The 17,448-nt window shown below is 60.5% G+C and carries 27 protein-coding genes; 20 read left to right on the plus strand and 7 right to left on the minus strand.

The genetic code is table 11. The annotated features are described in order from the left end of the window. Positions 1–137 precede the first annotated feature (137 nt). Genes ACMHYJ_RS10065 through ACMHYJ_RS10100 form a run of 8 tightly spaced genes read left to right on the plus strand, consistent with a single transcriptional unit; the run spans position 138 to position 4,556 of the window. Positions 138–920 (plus strand): hypothetical protein, encoded by a 783-nt coding sequence (locus ACMHYJ_RS10065; RefSeq protein ID WP_414246040.1) that lies wholly within the window; start codon positions 138–140, stop codon positions 918–920. Then, positions 917–1,984 carry a hypothetical protein gene (locus ACMHYJ_RS10070; RefSeq protein WP_414246041.1) on the plus strand — a complete coding sequence of 356 codons (1,068 nt, stop codon included), beginning with the start codon at positions 917–919 and terminating at the stop codon, positions 1,982–1,984. Before ACMHYJ_RS10065 ends, ACMHYJ_RS10070 begins: the two co-directional genes overlap by 4 nt. Continuing rightward, positions 1,981–2,409, plus strand: coding sequence for a hypothetical protein (locus tag ACMHYJ_RS10075; protein ID WP_414246042.1), 429 nt, complete (start codon positions 1,981–1,983; stop codon positions 2,407–2,409). The genes ACMHYJ_RS10070 and ACMHYJ_RS10075 overlap by 4 nt, the downstream gene beginning before the upstream one ends. Further along, complete coding sequence (locus ACMHYJ_RS10080; protein ID WP_414246043.1) at positions 2,406–2,810, plus strand: hypothetical protein; 405 nt, start codon at positions 2,406–2,408, stop codon at positions 2,808–2,810. Before ACMHYJ_RS10075 ends, ACMHYJ_RS10080 begins: the two co-directional genes overlap by 4 nt. Positions 2,811–2,845: 35 nt before the next feature. Further along, a complete protein-coding gene (locus tag ACMHYJ_RS10085) occupies positions 2,846–3,061 on the plus strand; it encodes a hypothetical protein (protein WP_414246044.1) in 216 nt (71 codons plus the stop codon). Position 3,062: 1 nt separating this feature from the next. Then, entirely contained in the window at positions 3,063–3,641 is a 579-nt protein-coding gene (locus ACMHYJ_RS10090) for an HNH endonuclease (protein WP_414246045.1), read from the plus strand. Beyond that, positions 3,634–4,311: a hypothetical protein gene (locus ACMHYJ_RS10095; protein WP_414246046.1), complete on the plus strand. Its 678-nt coding sequence runs from the start codon at positions 3,634–3,636 to the stop codon at positions 4,309–4,311. Before ACMHYJ_RS10090 ends, ACMHYJ_RS10095 begins: the two co-directional genes overlap by 8 nt. Further along, the gene (locus ACMHYJ_RS10100) at positions 4,311–4,556 is read left to right on the plus strand and encodes a hypothetical protein (protein WP_414246047.1); all 246 of its coding nucleotides are present in this window, start codon (positions 4,311–4,313) and stop codon (positions 4,554–4,556) included. Before ACMHYJ_RS10095 ends, ACMHYJ_RS10100 begins: the two co-directional genes overlap by 1 nt. A gap of 135 nt (positions 4,557–4,691) precedes the next feature. Here ACMHYJ_RS10100 and ACMHYJ_RS10105 read toward each other — a convergent pair whose 3' ends face one another. The 3 genes from ACMHYJ_RS10105 to ACMHYJ_RS10115 form a co-directional block, all read right to left on the minus strand. Further along, entirely contained in the window at positions 4,692–4,952 is a 261-nt protein-coding gene (locus ACMHYJ_RS10105) for a hypothetical protein (protein WP_414246048.1), read from the minus strand. Positions 4,953–5,307: 355 nt separating this feature from the next. After that, positions 5,308–5,487 (minus strand): hypothetical protein, encoded by a 180-nt coding sequence (locus tag ACMHYJ_RS10110; RefSeq protein WP_414246049.1) that lies wholly within the window; start codon positions 5,485–5,487, stop codon positions 5,308–5,310. A gap of 784 nt (positions 5,488–6,271) precedes the next feature. After that, positions 6,272–6,775, minus strand: coding sequence for a tyrosine-type recombinase/integrase (locus ACMHYJ_RS10115; protein ID WP_414246050.1), 504 nt, complete (start codon positions 6,773–6,775; stop codon positions 6,272–6,274). 23 nt (positions 6,776–6,798) lie between these two features. On the opposite strand from ACMHYJ_RS10115, the gene ACMHYJ_RS10120 reads away from it, so the two are divergent. Then, positions 6,799–7,035, plus strand: a complete 237-nt coding sequence (locus ACMHYJ_RS10120) for a transcriptional regulator (protein ID WP_414246051.1) — start codon at positions 6,799–6,801, stop codon at positions 7,033–7,035. A 9-nt stretch (positions 7,036–7,044) separates the two neighbouring features. After that, on the plus strand, positions 7,045–7,443 hold the full coding sequence (locus tag ACMHYJ_RS10125; protein ID WP_414246052.1) for a hypothetical protein: 399 nt from the start codon (positions 7,045–7,047) through the stop codon (positions 7,441–7,443). A 9-nt stretch (positions 7,444–7,452) separates the two neighbouring features. Here the strand turns inward: ACMHYJ_RS10125 and ACMHYJ_RS10130 are convergent, their stop codons facing one another. Further along, positions 7,453–7,722 carry a hypothetical protein gene (locus tag ACMHYJ_RS10130; protein ID WP_414246053.1) on the minus strand — a complete coding sequence of 90 codons (270 nt, stop codon included), beginning with the start codon at positions 7,720–7,722 and terminating at the stop codon, positions 7,453–7,455. An 80-nt stretch (positions 7,723–7,802) separates the two neighbouring features. Here ACMHYJ_RS10130 and ACMHYJ_RS10135 point away from each other — a divergent pair, with 80 nt between their 5' ends. The 6 genes from ACMHYJ_RS10135 to ACMHYJ_RS10160 all read left to right on the plus strand — a co-directional run bounded on the left by ACMHYJ_RS10135 (position 7,803) and on the right by ACMHYJ_RS10160 (position 10,800). Beyond that, on the plus strand, positions 7,803–8,255 hold the full coding sequence (locus ACMHYJ_RS10135; protein ID WP_414246054.1) for a hypothetical protein: 453 nt from the start codon (positions 7,803–7,805) through the stop codon (positions 8,253–8,255). Between the two features lie 1,003 nt (positions 8,256–9,258). Then, a complete protein-coding gene (locus ACMHYJ_RS10140; RefSeq protein WP_414246055.1) occupies positions 9,259–9,456 on the plus strand; it encodes a hypothetical protein in 198 nt (65 codons plus the stop codon). Positions 9,457–9,464: 8 nt separating this feature from the next. Continuing rightward, entirely contained in the window at positions 9,465–9,725 is a 261-nt protein-coding gene (locus tag ACMHYJ_RS10145) for a DUF4160 domain-containing protein (protein WP_414246056.1), read from the plus strand. A gap of 20 nt (positions 9,726–9,745) precedes the next feature. Further along, positions 9,746–10,000 (plus strand): DUF2442 domain-containing protein, encoded by a 255-nt coding sequence (locus tag ACMHYJ_RS10150; RefSeq protein ID WP_414246183.1) that lies wholly within the window; start codon positions 9,746–9,748, stop codon positions 9,998–10,000. A gap of 120 nt (positions 10,001–10,120) precedes the next feature. Beyond that, entirely contained in the window at positions 10,121–10,465 is a 345-nt protein-coding gene (locus tag ACMHYJ_RS10155; protein WP_414246057.1) for a transposase, read from the plus strand. Then, the gene (locus ACMHYJ_RS10160; RefSeq protein WP_414246058.1) at positions 10,462–10,800 is read left to right on the plus strand and encodes a hypothetical protein; all 339 of its coding nucleotides are present in this window, start codon (positions 10,462–10,464) and stop codon (positions 10,798–10,800) included. The genes ACMHYJ_RS10155 and ACMHYJ_RS10160 overlap by 4 nt, the downstream gene beginning before the upstream one ends. Positions 10,801–10,929: 129 nt before the next feature. Here ACMHYJ_RS10160 and ACMHYJ_RS10165 read toward each other — a convergent pair whose 3' ends face one another. Next, entirely contained in the window at positions 10,930–11,187 is a 258-nt protein-coding gene (locus ACMHYJ_RS10165; protein ID WP_414246059.1) for a hypothetical protein, read from the minus strand. Between the two features lie 99 nt (positions 11,188–11,286). Here ACMHYJ_RS10165 and ACMHYJ_RS10170 point away from each other — a divergent pair, with 99 nt between their 5' ends. Next, on the plus strand, positions 11,287–11,526 hold the full coding sequence (locus tag ACMHYJ_RS10170; protein WP_414246060.1) for a type II toxin-antitoxin system RelB/DinJ family antitoxin: 240 nt from the start codon (positions 11,287–11,289) through the stop codon (positions 11,524–11,526). 221 nt (positions 11,527–11,747) lie between these two features. Here ACMHYJ_RS10170 and gshA read toward each other — a convergent pair whose 3' ends face one another. Together gshA and ACMHYJ_RS10180 are read right to left on the minus strand one after the other, a co-directional pair. Further along, positions 11,748–13,310, minus strand: a complete 1,563-nt coding sequence (gshA, locus tag ACMHYJ_RS10175) for a glutamate--cysteine ligase (protein WP_414246184.1) — start codon at positions 13,308–13,310, stop codon at positions 11,748–11,750. 138 nt (positions 13,311–13,448) lie between these two features. After that, the gene (locus tag ACMHYJ_RS10180; protein WP_414246061.1) at positions 13,449–13,727 is read right to left on the minus strand and encodes a helix-turn-helix domain-containing protein; all 279 of its coding nucleotides are present in this window, start codon (positions 13,725–13,727) and stop codon (positions 13,449–13,451) included. Between the two features lie 324 nt (positions 13,728–14,051). Here ACMHYJ_RS10180 and metX point away from each other — a divergent pair, with 324 nt between their 5' ends. From metX to ACMHYJ_RS10195, 3 genes are read left to right on the plus strand one after another with little or no spacing between them, the layout of a single operon-like run. Beyond that, positions 14,052–15,302 (plus strand): homoserine O-succinyltransferase MetX, encoded by a 1,251-nt coding sequence (gene metX, locus ACMHYJ_RS10185; protein WP_414246062.1) that lies wholly within the window; start codon positions 14,052–14,054, stop codon positions 15,300–15,302. Between the two features lie 32 nt (positions 15,303–15,334). Next, complete coding sequence (gene metW / locus ACMHYJ_RS10190) at positions 15,335–15,970, plus strand: methionine biosynthesis protein MetW (protein ID WP_414246185.1); 636 nt, start codon at positions 15,335–15,337, stop codon at positions 15,968–15,970. Further along, on the plus strand, positions 15,967–17,211 hold the full coding sequence (locus ACMHYJ_RS10195; RefSeq protein ID WP_414246063.1) for a muropeptide transporter: 1,245 nt from the start codon (positions 15,967–15,969) through the stop codon (positions 17,209–17,211). Before metW ends, ACMHYJ_RS10195 begins: the two co-directional genes overlap by 4 nt. The last annotated feature ends 237 nt before the right edge of the window (positions 17,212–17,448 follow it).

Consider the following 17,448-nt stretch of genomic DNA (forward strand, 5'->3'; position numbering starts at 1 on the left):
TCGCCCGCCGTCTGGCTGCCTGACGATGCGGCGAAATTTGAAGGGATTCGGGGGTTCGGGCAAGCGGTCAGCTCGAACATGAGCTACCCGCATACCGCTTTTGTGCAACTGGAATTGACGATACGAGGATTCATCTGATGGCTGATACCCCGATTTTGCCGCCGCCCCCGATGCCGGCGGCTCCGCCCACGCCGCAGCGTAGCGACCCGAATACATTTGAGGAACGCGCTGACGGATTTTTCGACTACGCGGCCACTGATCTGCCCAATGCCATGGACGCCGTGGCGGCGAACGTCAGAAACAATGCCACAGCGGCATTGGAGCAGGCCGGGCATGCTGCGGGTAGCGCCGGGCAAGCCTCCGGCAGTGTGACGGCCGCAGCAGAAGAAGTGGGAAAGGCCAAGGCGGAAGTGACAAAGGCTGAAGCCGAAGCCGCAAAAGCGAGGGCCTGGGCCGAGTCCGACACGCCTCCGGCTCCGGGGAGCAAGTCGGCGAAGTCCCACGCCGCTGATGCCGAGTCCGCGGCCAGCAGCGCCTGGGATGCGGCGGCGGCCGCGGGCGGCAGTCTTCCGCATCCGCTGCCGCCTGGCGCGGTGCTGGCCGTCGATAGCGCGGGCGCTGTCCGATGGCGCGGCCGTGTTCCGTACACCGTCACTGCCGATGCTGATTTGCTGGCTTTCGATGTCGTTTGCATCGACACGTCCGGCGGGCCTGTGACTGTGACGCTGCCGCTTGATCCCGCTGTTGGGGATCGAGTGTCGCTGTTTGACGGCGCAGCGACATGGGCAGATGAGTCGCCGACCGTGGCCGGCAACGGCAGCCCGATCATGGGCGAGTCCGAATCCATGACGCTCGATATTCAGTATCTGAGTGTTGATTTTCTTTTCATCAATCCTATTCGAGGGTGGGTACTCGTATGAGCAATATCAGTCAGTTTTTGGGCGGTAGTGACCGAAAGGTTTCGGCTCGTCTGATTTTACGGTCACAGACGTTTATCGCACCGATCAGTGGAATGTATCGAATTTCTGTGATCGGTGGTGGCGCGTCCGGTGGCGTAAGTGTTGTGGGATCTACAGGTCAAACAGCGACAGGCGGCGGTGCTGGCGGATTTGCGCAAAAATCCGTGTACCTCAAGCAGGGCGACAGCCTTACGGTTAACGTTGGGGCGGGAGGGATGAAATCGAGTAATGGCAATGGTGTAGACGGCGGACAATCGTCAGTTGCCGGACCGGCAGGGCTGCTCATTCAAGCTGATGGCGGGAAAGCTGGTCGCGCGGCGGGCTGGGGTACTCCGCTTACGGGGTCAGAGGGAGGCGCAGCGACAGGCGGCGATATCAATAATCCGGGTGGCGGTTCCGGCGGTATCAATTTGTCCACAGCAGGCTCAGCCGCGACGGGGGGTGGGGCAGTCAATATTTTTGGCGTCGACCCGGAAACGATTCGTTCGGGTAGTGCTGTCGCTACCTATTCAACCGGCGGGGCTTCGCCTGGGGGCGGCAGTGATGGGGGGGGAGTCCAAGCCTCCGCTGGCGGTGGCGTGGCTGGCCCGTCGGTTGGCGGAATACCCGGGCCTGACATCCTCGGGAGGGTGCCGGGTTCCAGTCCTTTCGATGTATCCGAGTTGCCGCAATTTGGTTCAGAGAATATTTTTGTGCCCCTGGAACGTTTAGTTATAGTGCCGCCGTTTTTCTTGGTTGGAGGTGGCGGTTATGTCAACAAGACCACCAGGGGTTTCGCTCTCTTTTCTGGTGGCGCGTCCGGTGGCGTATACACAGAAAGCAATATGACGGGCATTTTTGGACCTCAACCGTCCGGCGCATTTGCTGGATCGGGCGGACTGGTTTCCATCGGATCAGGATCGACCGGCGCGTCGTTGTCGGAGGGTGCCGAATTCGGCGCTGGCGCTGGCGGCGTTGTGTCTCGCGTCTCTGCTACATCTCGGGGTGGTGACGGAATCGTTGTTATTGAGGTGCCATTGAAATGAGTCGCTACGAAATCCTAGACGGCGAGACCGTCATCAACACCATCATCTCTGATGCAGCATTTGTCGAAGCCCATCACCCCGGCGCGTATCGCATGGTTCCCGAGCCTGAGCCGACCCCGTTCACATGGAATCAGGCCGGTCCCGAGTACCAGTGGATTGAGGTAGGCAGCTTCTACGACCGCTTTGGTCCGGCCAAGATCCCTGTCCTGGCCTCTACAGATCCTACGGCTCAAGCACTGGTGCGGGATACACAGATACGCAAATACATTGATCTGGCGAGGCCCGATGTGCAGCAGTTCATCCAGTATCTCGGGACAGTCGTGCCGGAGGTCACGCCCGAGGTTCAGGCTGCAGTTCTGAGCCCGCGCACGACCGATAACGAGCGCTACCAAAAGGGCCTGCCCCAGCCGGAGGATGATCTATGACCTGGCGCTACGTTCTGACCCGCCCGGCCATCGCCCGACACCAGGCCCTGACCCGCATCCGATTCAACAACCGCTGGCTCACCATCGAGCGCGGCTTGATCTGCGTGCGCGAGGGCTACGCCTGGGACGGCTGCAGCCCTGCTATCCGCATCCCCGGCACTCGGCGCTGGCTTGGGCCGCCCGATGGCCCGCTGATGGACGATGGGAGGCCCGCCGCTTGGCGGGCTTCTTGTTTCCACGACGCGCTGTGTCAGTTTCGGCATCAGATACCGGGCCTGACGCGGGATATGACGGTGACGGTTTTCGCCGCCGATCTGGCTGACGCGCCTGCCTGGATGCGCTGGCTGTATCCGCCGGCGGTGCGCCTGCTGGGGCCGCAGATTTTCAATCTACCCGCTTGATCGCGGGTATTTTTTTGCCCGAAAGGAGGGCGCTTATGTGCGAAGTCAGTAAAGCAGAGCTTGAAGCCATCCAGGCCCGACTGAGCAAGATCGAGGCCGACACCAGCGAAATGATCGAAATGTTCAATGCGCTACAGGGCGGCTTTCGGGTGCTGCAGATGATCGGCAGGCTGGCCAAGCCGTTTGGCTACATCAGCGCGGCGGTGACGGCGTCCGTCGTCGCATGGACAAAACTGAAAGGAGGTGCCTGACATGGCGAAGAAACAACCACGCGGAATCCGCTGGAAAGTCATCTCAGAATTTCCGCTGTACGAAATCAGCGAAGAAGGCCAGGTGCGCAGCTACCGGCGCAAAAGCCGAACTTGGCGAAACCCCAGATCCGGCGTCCGCGACACTCCGATCATTTTGACCGGCACGGTTACCCCGCTCGGCTACACGGCGTTCATTCTCAGGGACGCAAACGGGAGGCCGCATCGACGTATGGCGCACCGACTGGCGGCACAGGCATTTCTTCCCAATCCAAACGGCCTACCTGATGTCGCCCACAACGATGGAAACCCCGCGCATAACGAGGTGAACAATTTGCGCTGGGCGACACACAGAGACAATCAGATGGACATGCGGCGCCACGGAACGATGCAAGACGGGGAACGCTGCTGCACGGCAAAACTCACAACAGAGCAGGTCGAACAAATCAGAGCGGCCCGCGAGATATTCGGACGAGGAGTGCAACGCAAATTGGCGGCCTTCTTCAAGGTCAGCACTGCGCAGGTCAGCAAGATCGTCAATGGGCGCCGATGGGCCTCAACCTTTGGAGAATGCAATGGCTAAACTTCCGCGCGGAGTGCGCTCAAACAACCCCGGCAACATCCGCCACGGCGATCCTTGGCAGGGGCTGGCGAAAAAGCAGCCTGACCCGGCGTTCGCCACATTCACATCAGCAGCCTACGGCATCCGGGCGCTGGCCAGAACACTGATCACCTACCAAGACAAGCACGGCCTGAATACCGTGCGCGGAATCATCAGCCGGTGGGCGCCGCCCGTCGAGAACAACACCCCGGCATATGTCAATGCCGTAGCCAAGCAGGTGGGTGTCGGACCAGATGCGCAGATCGACGTGCAGCAATACAAAGTGCTACGACCCCTGGCCGAGGCCATCATCAGACACGAAAACGGTCAGGGGCCATTGGATACGCCCAACACCTGGTACGACCAGGCCACGATTGACAAGGCCTTGGAACTGGCCGGGGTCGAGCCGCCCAAGCGGGCAGCCGGGCCGGTGCCGGTCACGCGGGAAACGATTGGCGCGACTGCGACCGCTGGCGTAGGCATCAGCCAGCTTGCCGAGGCTGCGCCGGCAGTGCTGGATGCGGTGACAAATGCCCAGGACAGTCTGACATCGGGCCAGATCAGTCGCGTGGTAGTGGGCCTGGTGCTGGTGGGCTTGGCCGTCTTTATCGCGGTGTCACAGGTCAAACGGCACAAGGCCGGGGTGCTGTGATGTTGGCCGCGCTGTGGGGCAAATTGCAGGGCTGGGCGCTGGTGCTTGGCGCTGCCGTCCTGGTGCTGGCCGGAGCCTATGCCGCGGGTGGTCGGGCGGCTAAGCGCTCAGCACAGCTGGATAGAATGCAGCGTGATCTCTATAACCTGGGGGTGAAAAATGCAGTGGATCGGAAAATGGATGCGCTGGACGATGCTGCTGTCCGTGATCGGGCTCGCAAGCGGCTGCGCGACAGTCAGCGGTGACTACTGCACCCTGGCCCAGCCGTTTATGTGGCAGTCTGAGGCTGAGATAGATCAGACGCCTGCCCGCGTCGTGCGCTATGTCGAGGGGCAGGCTGAGGTGTGGGGGAGGGTTTGTGGGTGGTCACGGACTGGTGGCTAGTGCTCGTCACCCGTCAAACCATGCGACCATCTTTGAACCGCTTTTCGGTTGGCCTCTTCGTTTGGCATTCCATCCAGAACATAAAAAAGCCGCTGCTCGTATCTATTGATGTATGTGTGCAACGTGTAGCTTTCATCCTTGGGGCCGTCGCCAGCCAGCATCACCAAATTCCGTATCGGCGGAGCGGTACATTCAATTGGCTGGCCATCGTGGTGGCCGCCTATTAGAACTGTTGATAGCTGTTCGTCTTTGTGCATTGTGGATATCCTTCTACGGTCGGCAGGTAGCTGGAGGAGTGAAAAAGCCGCCCGCAGGCGGCTGATGGCAGAGTACAGGAAGGATTGCTAGGCCTTCCTTCAGTAGCCTTTTGGCTACGTTACTTTTTCGGCGCTTGATCCCTGTGCTCATGCCCAGTGGGTTCCTGAGGTCCGCCCTTGGGGTCGGACTTCGGTTGCAATTCATCCTTCTTCTGGTTGGCGGAAGGGGTATTGAGGGGTCTGATTTGTTCCATGGTGTGCTCCGGGATTTCAGTTGCCATCGCCCAAAATGGGTTGATGGCACGAGTGTTAGGTTAGGAGTTTGGCAGTACCGCTGCGTGGCCGGATTGCAGGTTTAGTATGGCAATCCAGGAAATTTTTCTTTCATCAGTTTGAGAAAATGGGCGCGGTGCTTAATGCGCCGCCTGTTGCGCTCGATCTCGTCAAACGGCGAGGGTGGCGAAGGCGGGCAATCCATGTCTGCAGTCTGCAGTTTCGGTGCGAAAACGCCATCGGGAGAAAGGTAAAGGATCATGAGGGCTCCAAGTAGCCTGGCTGTGTTGTGTATCTGAGCCAGGGTTGCCCATCGCGAAACGTTCCGATTTCGACGAAATCAGTGTGCAACGGGCCGCATGTGCTGAACATGCGATTTTTACGGAGGCGGTGGCGCAACCTGTTGAGTCAGGGATCGGCCTTGGATGACTTCTGCCTCGTTTCATTCAGTCTGGGGCACGTTGGGGTGGATAGCCAGCTTTACTTTGTATCTGTTGTCACTGGGTTCGATCAGGGCGGCGAAAGAGGGCCTGAAGAGGGGAGGGGCTTTGTTGGACTACATCTCCACCCGCACCTCAAACCACGCCTCGGTCTCCCCCATCAACCGTCAACCCGATGAAAGTAAAACCACAAAATCAGGCTGTTTCGTCAAGTAAACGCATTGCAGCTTAAGTTTTAAGCCGAAATGTGCGGTACCGGAAAGCTGTTTGATGGGTTGTCAGTGCGTCGTGATAACCAAGCCCGAAATAGCGGCTGGTCTGTCAACTAGCGCATTGTGCCCAAACGACCTTTGTGCCCATTTTTGTGCCCAACATGCAGAATTAGATGGGGTTAATTGGCATCGTTCGTAGGCCAAATTCGTATAAATACCATCTAATTCTGCTAAAAACAGATTCGATTCCTGTCGGGCGCGCCACACAAAATCAACGGGTTACGAAAACCCGTTTTAGGTTAGAGAAAGAGTTGCTGCGGATACGGTAAGGAATGCCTCCTTCTTGGCTTTTTCGCGAGTGTTGGCGCCACCGTCAATCCAGCGAGAGTAGACCTCAAAGAACATTTTGGCGTTTGTATGACCTATTTGGCGCGAAACATACGCCGGGTTCATTCGGCATGCAGGCTGGGGTTGCATAAGTGTGTCGGGTTTGCCGTGCGCCGTGCTTCCGTACCCCAGCAGCTTTCAGCGCGTCGTACCAAACATCCAGCGGGGCCGCTGTGTCGGCAAAATTCCTGTTGGTCTTCGGATTCAAGAACACAAGCCCCGTCTTCGATTCCGCCAGGTCGCGCTGGCGCTGCAGGGCCGCACGGGCGGGGCCCTGCAAGTCAACGTAACGAATGGCATGGGTTTTGGTGTCCTTGTCCGTGGCACGGACACGAGCGGCTGCCACCTTCAGGGTTTCGCGTCGGAAATCCACGGCGGGCCAGCGGATGGCGATCAGTTCCGATGGACGCAGGCCGGTAAAGAAAGCCACCTCAAAATAGTTACGCCAGGTCGGGTGGTAGGCGGCGGACAGATGTCTCAAGACCACCATCACTTCAATAGCAGGCTGCATAGAACTGAAACGTATTTAGCAAAATGTCTGATTTCCAGCCCATCCGTGAGGCTTGCACCCAGGTCGGTAGCGCCGCCGAATTGGCGCGGATACTGGGTGTCGCGCCTATGACGGTCAGCTGCTGGGCCAGGGGAAAGAAGCCTGTACCCATCATCCGCTGTGTCGAAATCGAGGAACTGACCGGCGGCGCCGTCACGCGCAAGCAGCTGCGGCCGGATGACTGGTGGCAGATTTGGCCCGATTTGCGTGGACAGGATTGAGGGAAGGAAATGTTCGACCGCTTGTTCAAGAAGAAACTTCCGCCAGTTGATACTCACCAGAAGGTACAAGACTTTCTGACCTTGGCGGCAGCCGATCCGGGGAATCTATTGAAGCCCCGCTATGTTGGCTGGCTGCGGGATGAAGCTCATGCGGCGGCTTGCCGCGATCAGTTGCCGATGCTTTATGTTTGGAATGAGGACGCCGGGGCAGGCACCTTCAGCTATACCGTGAATGGAACCGTGGTTGGCTTCTTGCTGGAAGCCTTGCTGCCCCGCGAACACCCTCAGTTCGTTGAGGTTCGGGATGAACTTATGCGAGTGTTGAAGGATGTGACTATGGATGCCATGGTTTATACCTGCAAAGAGGTTGGCCTCATGCCGAGCCAAGTGCTACCGAATATTGATTAGAGTCCACACTTATTGATTAGAGTCCACACTTCGACATTCGGGGTCAGCACGTTGGCTGATTGCCGTCATAGGCATGCTGGGTTGGACGAGTAAGCAGCTGCGACTCTGATGGCTGGTGGCGATCTGGTGTGCTTTGGTCGGGTTCATCATGTCGTCATAGCCCAACGCCTGGGATGCTTCAAAGTTCAAAGATGCTTGCATGGTCACTGCGGCATGGTTGGATGGCAAAGGGAAGCCGTGGACGGTGGCATAACAGGTCTTATGCAAAGAATGCGCCATCCTAATCTCCTGGGCGGTTCCCGATTACCTATTATTCGGTCATGATATTAACCATTAAGTGATTTCCCGGAAGGTGCTTTATGTCTACCTCTGAAACCATCGATCACCACACGCTCACGCGCCTGGTTGAGGCCGGGGCTGTGCGCGGTGCAACGGTCATTGGCCAGCCTGGCGGCTGGAGCGTCGTGGTGCAGTACGGCATGACGGAGCGGGCCATTGCCGCCAAGCGTGGCCCTGTGCGTGTGTGGCGGCGTTTTGAAACGCTGGCCAGCCATCTGAAGGACATGGGCTTGTATCGCTACCAGGTGGACGCGGTGAACTATTCGCCGGAGTCTTTGAAAACCTCGGCACCCAAGCGCCCGGATGCAGCCGAGCGGATGCGTCGCGCCCACGAAGCCGCCGCCTATGATGAATGGCTGCGCGGCAAGGTTGAGTCCAGCCGCAGCGATCCCCGACCCTCGATCCCCAATGACGATATGAAGGCCGAATTTGCCAAGCGACGCGCTGCCTTGCGGGCCAAGGCTATGCGATGAGTGGCGGGGCCAAGCCAGCGCGGGTTGTGTGGCGCCATGAGGCGCGGGCTGACCGTATCGCGATCATGGATTACATCGCTCAGGATAGCCCGCTTGCGGCCATTGAACTGGATGACGGACGAGCTTGAGGCCAAGGTGGATGCCTTGCTCACCCATCCAAGGCTTTACAAGGCCAGCTCTCGCGTACCTGGTGCGCGAGAAATGGTAGTGTGGCCGAATTACATCGTGCTCTACGAGCTGGAGGGGGGCCGATGTCGTTGTCATGAACGTGGTTCACGCGGCGAGGCAGTGGCCGCCGGCAGAGGCAGAGTAGTATTCAAGAAGCGGTGCAAACCGGGGTAGCAGCCCCGGCCTGCATCTAACCATCAACTGGCCATAAAAGAAAACCCGCCACAGAGGCGGGTTCCTTCATCCGACTCACCCCGGCGCAACACCGGGGACGGGCTTTCGTGAATCAAGCCCCTGCGGGGCTTGCCCCTGGCGGGCTTCATCCCTTTCGGACAGCGCCGGCTGGCGCTGCAAAGCAAAACCCCAACATCAAAAATTTGAGCCGTGCGCCAGGCGCACGGCTGGGGGCGCTCGCCGCGCGGCTGCTGCCTGGTGACTGATCCGCGCATCTGCCGAAACCCCCGTCTTCCGTAAGTTCTGCCGCCTAAAACGCCGACGTGTACCGCTCCGCGGCACGGCGACAGAACTCACGGAAGACGGCGGCAACTCCGGGAGCCAGGATCAATCCCCAAGCAGCAATTTTTACGATCCGGCTCTTGAATCTTCGGATTCGGTCAGCTCAGAAAACCTTTTTCAACCACGGAAGTACAGCAGGAGAAATCACCATGGCATCACTGAATCGCGTCACCCTCAGGCTGGCGCGGCGACGAGTTCTGCACCGGCGGCACCGTTCGATTCGGGCGATATCCCGTTCTGAGTCACCATGGGGCACGGTATGCGGCGGATCCTTCCTAATAAACCCCTGGTCGTGCAAGCGGCGGCGCTGGCGTATGTCATGCACCGTATCGGTTGCACGCAAGCCGAGTCCATAAAATGGCTGGACGGGGCGCAAGGGGATCAGGCCGCTGCCGTGCTGGCCTTCAGAGTGGCGCAGGGCGATGCACCGCCACCCTATTCCCCGGCCATTGATGAAGATCCGTTATCCATCTACTATGAACTAGGGCCATGCTACGATGTGGCCCGCAACGCCTGATGCTAACAATGCCAACTATCAGCACGTTTTACGGAATCCTGATCCAGATGTTCTGGAACGATCACGCGCCGCCGCACTTTCACGCGCTCTATGCCGAGCATGAAGTGTTGATCGACATCAGGACGTTGGAAATCGTTGAAGGCGAGATGCCCCGGCGTGCACTCGCTCTGATTCTCGAATGGGCGCAGGAACATCGCGCCGAACTCATGGAGGACTGGGAACTATGCGCTCGCAACCAACAGCCCAACAAAATTCGTCCCTTGATGTAACCCCGCCGATCAAGCCACGCATGCCCTGGCGCGTGACGGAGGTGGACGCTCTCCCCGGGTTTCGGCTGCATGTCCGATTCGTGGATGGCACTGAGGGGACAGTGGATTTGACTGAACTCATTCATTCCGCTGGTGCTGGGGTCTTTGCAGTCCTGACCGATCCGTCCCTGTTCAACAAGGTATTCGTCAAACATGGCGCGGTGACTTGGCCGGGTGACATCGACCTGGCGCCGGATGCTATGTATGCCGAGGTCAAGAAATTTGAAACGGCATGAATAGCCAGTTTTTCTAACCCCCCCTGGGCCGTCGATACGGCCCTTTTATTTGGCCTGCCCCGGCCCACTGCCTTTCCTGGTCGTGGGCGTTTTCATACCCTGGTGCAGCCTGGTGTCGGAATGGCCCATCTACATAGAACCGGCGCAGGCGAAAAGCGTCTCCAAGAGTGGACTGCTGACCGGCGGCTGCAAGCGCTGCTGGACACCAACGGCCTGGCGCCTGAGGATCTCAATGCCTGGTGTCGTGAGCGCGGCATCTTTGCCCATCAACTCCAGGCCTGGAAGGCGGAATTTTGTTTGCCCGCCAAACCGTCGACGCAGGCCGGCGAGCTTCGTAAGCTCAAGGGTGAACTGGCCAGCCTGCAACGTGAGCTCACTCGCAAGGATAAAGCCTTGTCTGAAGCTGCCGCGCTACTGGTGCTGCAAAAAAAGTACCAGGCGCTGTGGGAGGGCGAGGACAAATGACCTCACTCGCACAGCGCCAGACATTGCTGACCTTGATTGATGACGCCGTGGCAGCCGGGGCGCGTGCAGTCCGCGCCTGCCAGACGGTGGGCTTGAGCTTGCGCACCGTACAGCGCTGGAGATGTACGCCTTGTCGTGGAGATCAGCGTCCCGAGCGGGTCCAGCAACCACTCAACCGCTACAGTGATCTGGAGCGTCAGCGGATTCTGTCAGTGATCAACAGCGAGGAATATGGCCACCTGCCGCCCTCGCAGATCGTGCCGCGTCTGGCCGACCAGGGCCAGTACCGATCGAAGTCAGGGCTGTTGTCGTGCTGCGGGCCGTCTGCATTGTGAGCACGAGAGGTCTCGGAAGACAGGCTGAGGTCAGTGAGTCCCAGGCGTTCGTAAAAGGACTGCGGTTTTGCGTGATCGGCGGGCACCGCAGGGTTTTCAGCTGCTATGGGTTATTGGCCTTGTTCCCGCTCATGGCTCAAGCCAAGTGCGCGATTCATAAAAGCCACGAATCGTTTTGTGTTCTTTTATGTAAACGATCATTTCTTCAACGACTTGTGCTTCCGTGATTCGACCCGCCAAGATGGCGGCGTCGATGGCGCGATTCCCATTGCTTGGCTCAAAACCCTCAAGCGAAAAGATGGCATCTACTTGCTTGAACCCTGCCTTCAGGCGTTTCTGCTTGGCGGACGAAAGAGGTGAAACGGAAATATCTGGTGTTGGGTTCATGTCTCTCTCCTGATGAACCTATTATGCCAATTCTCCACCGGCAGCGACGGCCGGCGGGGGACACTACACAGATGACGACGGCGGTCAGGCAGTTTGTTGATGGCGCGGCGCGTACCCGCAGATGTGAGGGATCAGGCTTATGTCGCCCTGGAGAGGATCGGGTTTAATGCATCTGATTTGATCCGCCTGACCTTCATGCGAGTCGCCGAGTCGGGGCGTTTGCCTTTTGACTTGTCGATACCCAACGACGTGACGCGCAAGGCCATCGTAGAATTGGACGAAGGCAAGGGCAAGAGGTTTGCTTCTGCTGCCGATCTGTTCGATGACCTGGGGATTTGATGGCCCGTGCCATTGCCAGCCCCAGGTTCATCTGCAGCAAGAACCCCAGCATCAGCACCACCACAATGCCGCCGACGATGGCAATATCAACCTTCAGCGCGACAGCGATGATGCTGACAAGCACTGCACGCCCGCTGGGCAGAAACTGAAACCAGGATGACTTGCCAGAGCTGGTCGGTGGGATTCATGGTGTTGCCACGCCAGGCGCTTGTCCGGCCCAGCTACACCAGCGCTGCATGAAACCGCGCCACGTAGTCCTCGAAGCTTTCGGTGTCGCCAGCTTCCAGGGCGGCTTGCTCGGCGAGGGAATCCCTGGCGGCCTGATCATAGGCGGCCAGGGTGTCCGGGGGCAGGCGCTGGGCCTGCAGGGCGGCCCAGTGGGCTTGGCTTTGGGCCAGGGTCCAGTCGTGGAATTCCTGGCCGCTGTCGCGCAGGGCCGCCAGCAGACGGGCCGAAGGCGTCAGGGCGGGGTCTTGCGCCTTGGCCTGCTGCAGACGCAGGGCGGCCCCGTGGAGGGGGTCGCCCGAGTGGGCGTCCAGCAGTTCGGCGTAGGGTGCGATGCGCCGCAGAATGTCCTGCGCCCAGTCTTGCAGGCCGATGGCCTGGCCGTCGCGCATCAGTTGCAGGCCGGGCTTGCGGCCTTCGCGCGCCACCCGGCCGAAATTGCCCTGACTTTCTTGGCAGGTGCCGGGGGCGGGAAACATCGGGCTGTCTTCCAGGGCACAGAACAGCAGGAAGGCATCCAGGAAGCGGCAGGTGTCGGCGGCGATGCCGGCGGGCTCCCAGGGGTCGATGTCCATGCAGCGCACTTCGATGTACTGGATGCCGCGCTGGTGCAGGATGGTGTTGGGCCGTTCGCAGCGCCGGGCGGTCTGCTTGGGGCGGATGGTGGCGTAGTATTCGTTTTCGATCTGCAGGATATTGGTGTTGAGCTGGATGCGCTGGCCGTCGCGGTGGGTGCCGATGGCTTCGTAGGCGGGCCAGGGCGTGGTGACCGCTGTGTGGATGCGCGCCGTGAAGGTGTCCAGGTCGTTGTAGCACAGCTGCAATTCGGACTGGATGGGGCTTTTGTAGCCCAGGTCGCTCATGCGCAGGCTGGTGGCCCAGGGCAGGCCATACGTGTCCGGGCTCAGGCGCGTCAGTTGGGATTCCAGGCCCGCGTGCTGCAAGAAGCTGCGCGATACCGCCGGCGCCGCGCCAAACAAATACATCAGCAGCCAGGCGTGGCGCATGAAATTGCGGATCAGGCCCATGTAGCCGGTGTTGCGTCGTTCTTGGGCGGTGTCATCGGCGGCCAGGAAATTCCAGGCCGTTTCGGGCAGGGAAAAATTGTAGTGCACCCCCGCGATGCACTGCATGACCTTGCCGTAGCGCCAGGCCAGGCCCAGGCGGTAGACATGCTTCAGCATGCCGGTGTTTGAGGTGCCGTACCAGGCCACCGGGATATCGGCCTCGGCGGGCAGGTGGGCGGGCATGGACTGGTTCCAGAGGGTTTCGCCGGGATTGCGCAGCGCCACGAAACGGTGGATGTCGGTCAGTTCCCGCACCAGGGCGGCGGCGGACGCATCCGGGCTGGTGACCAGCTCCAACAGGGCTTCGGAATAATCCGTGGTGATGTGCGGGTTGGCCAGGGCCGCGCCCAGCGCGCCGGGATGCGGGGTACGCGCCAAATTGCCTTGGGTATCCACCCGCAGGCCTTCTTTTTCGATGCCGCGCCGGATGCCGCGCAACAGTTCAGGGTGCGCCGCCATGCGGGCGCGCCGGTCGAAGGCCGATGTCATGATGATAGAGTACCAAGCGAGTCTGAATAGGCTGATTTTAGCCGAGCGCGCGGAGTGGTTTCCATGCCCGCGGCGCCTGTCCCGCATTTTCTGGTTTTTGACTGGCCGGCCCCCGGCGGGCGCGGGAAAATGGCTTGCTGTTCAGAACAGGGAGGGCTGGATGTCTTCGGGGATGGCTTGGCCGGTGTTGGGTGGGGCCAGGCCCGTGATGGGGATCTGGTCGAGATCCAGCAGCTGGCGCTGCACGGCGGCGGTAATGGCCGCCTGGCGGGTTTGAACGCCCAGCAGCCCGTAGAGTTTGCCGAAGTGGAAGTTGACCGTGCGTTCCTTGATGCCCAGTATTTGACCGATTTCCCAGCTGGTCTTTCCCTGGGAGGCCCAATAGAGACAAGCACGGTGGCGCGCAGACAGCTTTATCATGGTTCTTCCTTGTTGGTTATCAAGCTTTATCAATCAACAGCGTTCTGGTGTTAAGGAATGTATCAGATGTTTCATTAAAAAGGCGCCGATAAAACGCGGGGTTAAAGCTGTTTTTGAATTTCTTGATAACAATCAATATTTTGCATAATTCAATAAAAAATAGGGGCTAACCCGGTAGAAAATTTCGTAGATTTGGTAACGTCTGCTTTGCGTCGTTCGGCCAGGATTGAATCCCTGGCCGCCGGTGCTAGAATAGGCCGTGAACTTGCGCCGATTTGCTTGATCCGCTTGCGGGCGCTCCATAAATCCAGCTAAAGAGGTCCTATGACCACACTTGCCGTTTCCACCCCTCCTGTGTGCGCCGCCGAGGCGCCCGACATCCCACGTGCGCCGGTGCCTTCGGGCAGCGTGGGTTATGTGTCGCCGCAATACCTGTCCTTCGACCAGCCGCTGACCCTGTCCAGCGGGCAGGTGCTGCCCGCCTATACGCTGGCGGTCGAGACCTACGGCACCCTCAATGCCCAGTGCAGCAATGCCGTGCTGGTCTGTCACGCGCTGAACGCCTCGCACCATGTCGCGGGCATGGATGCCGACGACCCCAGCCAGATTGGCTGGTGGGACAATATGGTCGGCCCGGGCAAGGCCGTCGACACTGATCGTTTCTTCGTGATCGGCATCAATAACCTGGGGTCTTGCTTTGGTTCCACCGGCCCCACCACCATCAACCCGGACACCGGGCAGCCCTGGGGGGCATCGTTTCCTCTCCTGACTGTCGAAGACTGGGTGCATGCGCAGGCCCGGGTGGCCGATCATTTCGGCATCCAGCGCTTTGCCGCCGTCATGGGCGGGTCTCTGGGGGGGATGCAGGCCCTCAGTTGGGCCATTGCCTGCCCGGATCGTGTGGGCGATTGCATCGTCGTCGCCAGCACGGCGCGGCTGACCGCCCAGAATATCGCTTTCAACGAGGTCGCCCGGCGCGCCATTTTGACGGATCCCGATTTTCGCGGCGGGGATTATGCCGCGCAGGGGGTGGTGCCCAGCAATGGCCTGTCGGTGGCGCGCATGGTGGGCCACATCACTTACCAGTCCGATGCCGTGATGGCGTCGAAGTTCGGCCGCGCGCAGCGCGCCCCTGGCCCCAGCGGCGATTACCGTTATAACTACGACGTCGAATTCGAGGTCGAATCCTATCTGCGGTATCAGGGCGAGAAATTTTCGCGGCATTTCGATGCCAATACTTATCTGCTGCTGACGCGGGCCCTGGATTATTTTGATCCGGCCCGCGCCACGGGGGGCGATCTGGCCCAGGCCCTGGCTGCGGTGCAGGCCCGGTTTCTGTTGGTGTCGTTCACCACCGATTGGCGCTTCGCCCCCGAGCACTCCCGCGAAATCGTCCAGGCGCTGCTGAAGAACCGGCGCGAGGTCACCTATGCCGAAATCGACGCCCCTCATGGGCATGATGCCTTCTTGCTGGGTGACGCCCGCTACCATGCCATTGTCCAGGGTTACTACGACCAGATCGCCCAGCGCCTGGGCTTGGGCGAGCGCCGCCAGACGACGGGGGTGTTGGCATGAGCGCGCCGATCGACGCGGCCGGCCGCATTGATGTGTCGCCGGGATCCGGCGGCCGGTCGCAGCCGGATCCCGCGCCGCGGATCGACCTGCAGCGCATCGCCCAGTGGATCGAACCGGGCAGCCGGGTGCTGGATCTGGGCTGCGCGGATGGCTACCTGCTGTCTCACTTGCAGCGCACCCGCCAGGTGCGGGGCGCCGGGGTCGAACTCGACGACGACCGGGTGATTGCCGCCGTGCGCCGAGGGGTGCGGGTGATCCAGCAAAATCTGGAAGAAGGCCTGGCGCTGTTCGACGACCAGCAGTTTGATACCGTCGTGTTGTCCCAAACGCTGCAGTCCATGCACCACACCGAACATATTCTGCGGGAAATGGCCCGGGTGGCGCGCTATGGGATCGTGTCGTTTCCCAATTTCGGTTATTGGCCCCATGGCTGGTCGATCCTGCGCGGGCGCATGCCGGTGAACGACCAGATGCCGTATCAATGGTATGACACGCCCAACATTCACCTGTGCACGCTGCGCGATTTCCAGCTGCTGGCCGCGCAATTGGGGCTGCGCATCACGCACCTGGCCACCTTCCGGGGTAATCAGGAAATCCATTGGCTGCGGGGCTGGCGCAGCATGCTGGCGGTGTATCGCTTCGAATCCCCCCTGGGCGGGCGCTCGTGACAGACGGCTGGCGCGTTTATGGCCGCCGCCGCGTAGCGCCCCTGCTGGTGCTGGGCTTCGCCAGCGGCCTGCCCCTGGCGCTGACATCGGGCACCTTGCAGGCCTGGGCCACGGTCGAGCTGGTTTCCTTGCAGAGCATCGGTTTCCTGACCCTGGCGGGCACGGCCTACACGCTGAAATTCCTGTGGGCGCCGTTGGTGGATCGCTACGCGCCGCCCTGGCTGGGGCGGCGGCGCAGCTGGGTGTTCCTGACGCAATGGCTGCTGGCGGCCTCGATCGCCGCCATGGGTTTTTTTTCACCCGGATCGCAGCTGGAAACGCTGGCTCTGCTGGCTGTGTGGGTGGCGTTTTTATCGGCGACCCAGGATATCGCCTTCGATGCCTACAGCACGGACGTCCTGCGCCATGAAGAACGCGCGGCCGGCGCCGCCCTGAAGGTCATGGGCTATCGCCTGGCCATGGTGGTATCGGGAGGGCTGGCGCTGATCATCGCGGATCAATGGCTGGGTTGGGGGAATATGTATTTTCTGATGGGGGCGTTGATGGCGTTGTCGTCCCTCGCCACCCTGTGGGCGCCCGAACCCGAGCACGCCAGCCAGGCGCCGCGCGACCTGCAGCAGGCGGTGGTTGCGCCCCTGCGCGAATTCTTCGGTCGTTCCGGGGCCTGGTCGATCTTGTTGCTGATCGTGTTGTACAAGCTGGGGGATGCCTTTGCGGGGGCCTTGTCCACGACCTTTCTGATTCGCGGGGCCGGGTTCGACGTCACCGAGGTTGGCATGGTCAACAAGGTCTTCGGCCTGGTCGCCACCATCGTCGGCGCTTTGGCCGGGGGGGGGCTGATGACGCGCCTGGGCCTGTACCGGGCGCTGATGGTCTTTGGCCTGCTGCAGGCTGTGTCCAATCTGGGCTACTGGATGCTGGCGGTGACCCCGCCGCACCTGTATTCCATGGCGCTGGTGGTGGCGGTGGAAAATCTCTGCGGCGGTCTGGGGACGGCCGCCTTCGTGGCCTTGCTGATGGCCTTGTGCCGTCAGCAGTTTTCCGCCACGCAGTTTGCCTTGCTGTCGGCCCTGTCCGCCGTGGGGCGCACTTACCTGGCGGGGCCGCTGACGCCGGTGTTCGTCGAACACCTGGGGTGGCCTGCGTTTTTCGTGGCCACGGTGGGTATCGCGTTGCCCGGCCTGGCCCTGCTGTGGTGGATGCGCCGCCTGGTGCGGTGTCTGGACGCCGATATCGTTTGACCGTGTGTCCGCACCCGCCTCGAACCCACACCTGCGCCCGCGCATCCGCTCGCACGCACTCCGGCACATATCATTTACGAGTGCGAAACGAACCTGCGTCCGCGCACCCACACCCACACTTGCGCCCGCGCATCCACGCCCGCGCCAGATATTCGCTTCGTCCGTTCAGCGTTATATTGCCTTTGTTTATCGCCAAACCTCGAAGCCGGATTCATTTAATCTGACTGGGTTCAGCCG

Origin of the sequence: Castellaniella hirudinis, from assembly GCF_047468865.1 — a bacterium.
GTDB classification, from domain to species: Bacteria; Pseudomonadota; Gammaproteobacteria; order Burkholderiales; family Burkholderiaceae_B; genus Castellaniella; species Castellaniella hirudinis_A.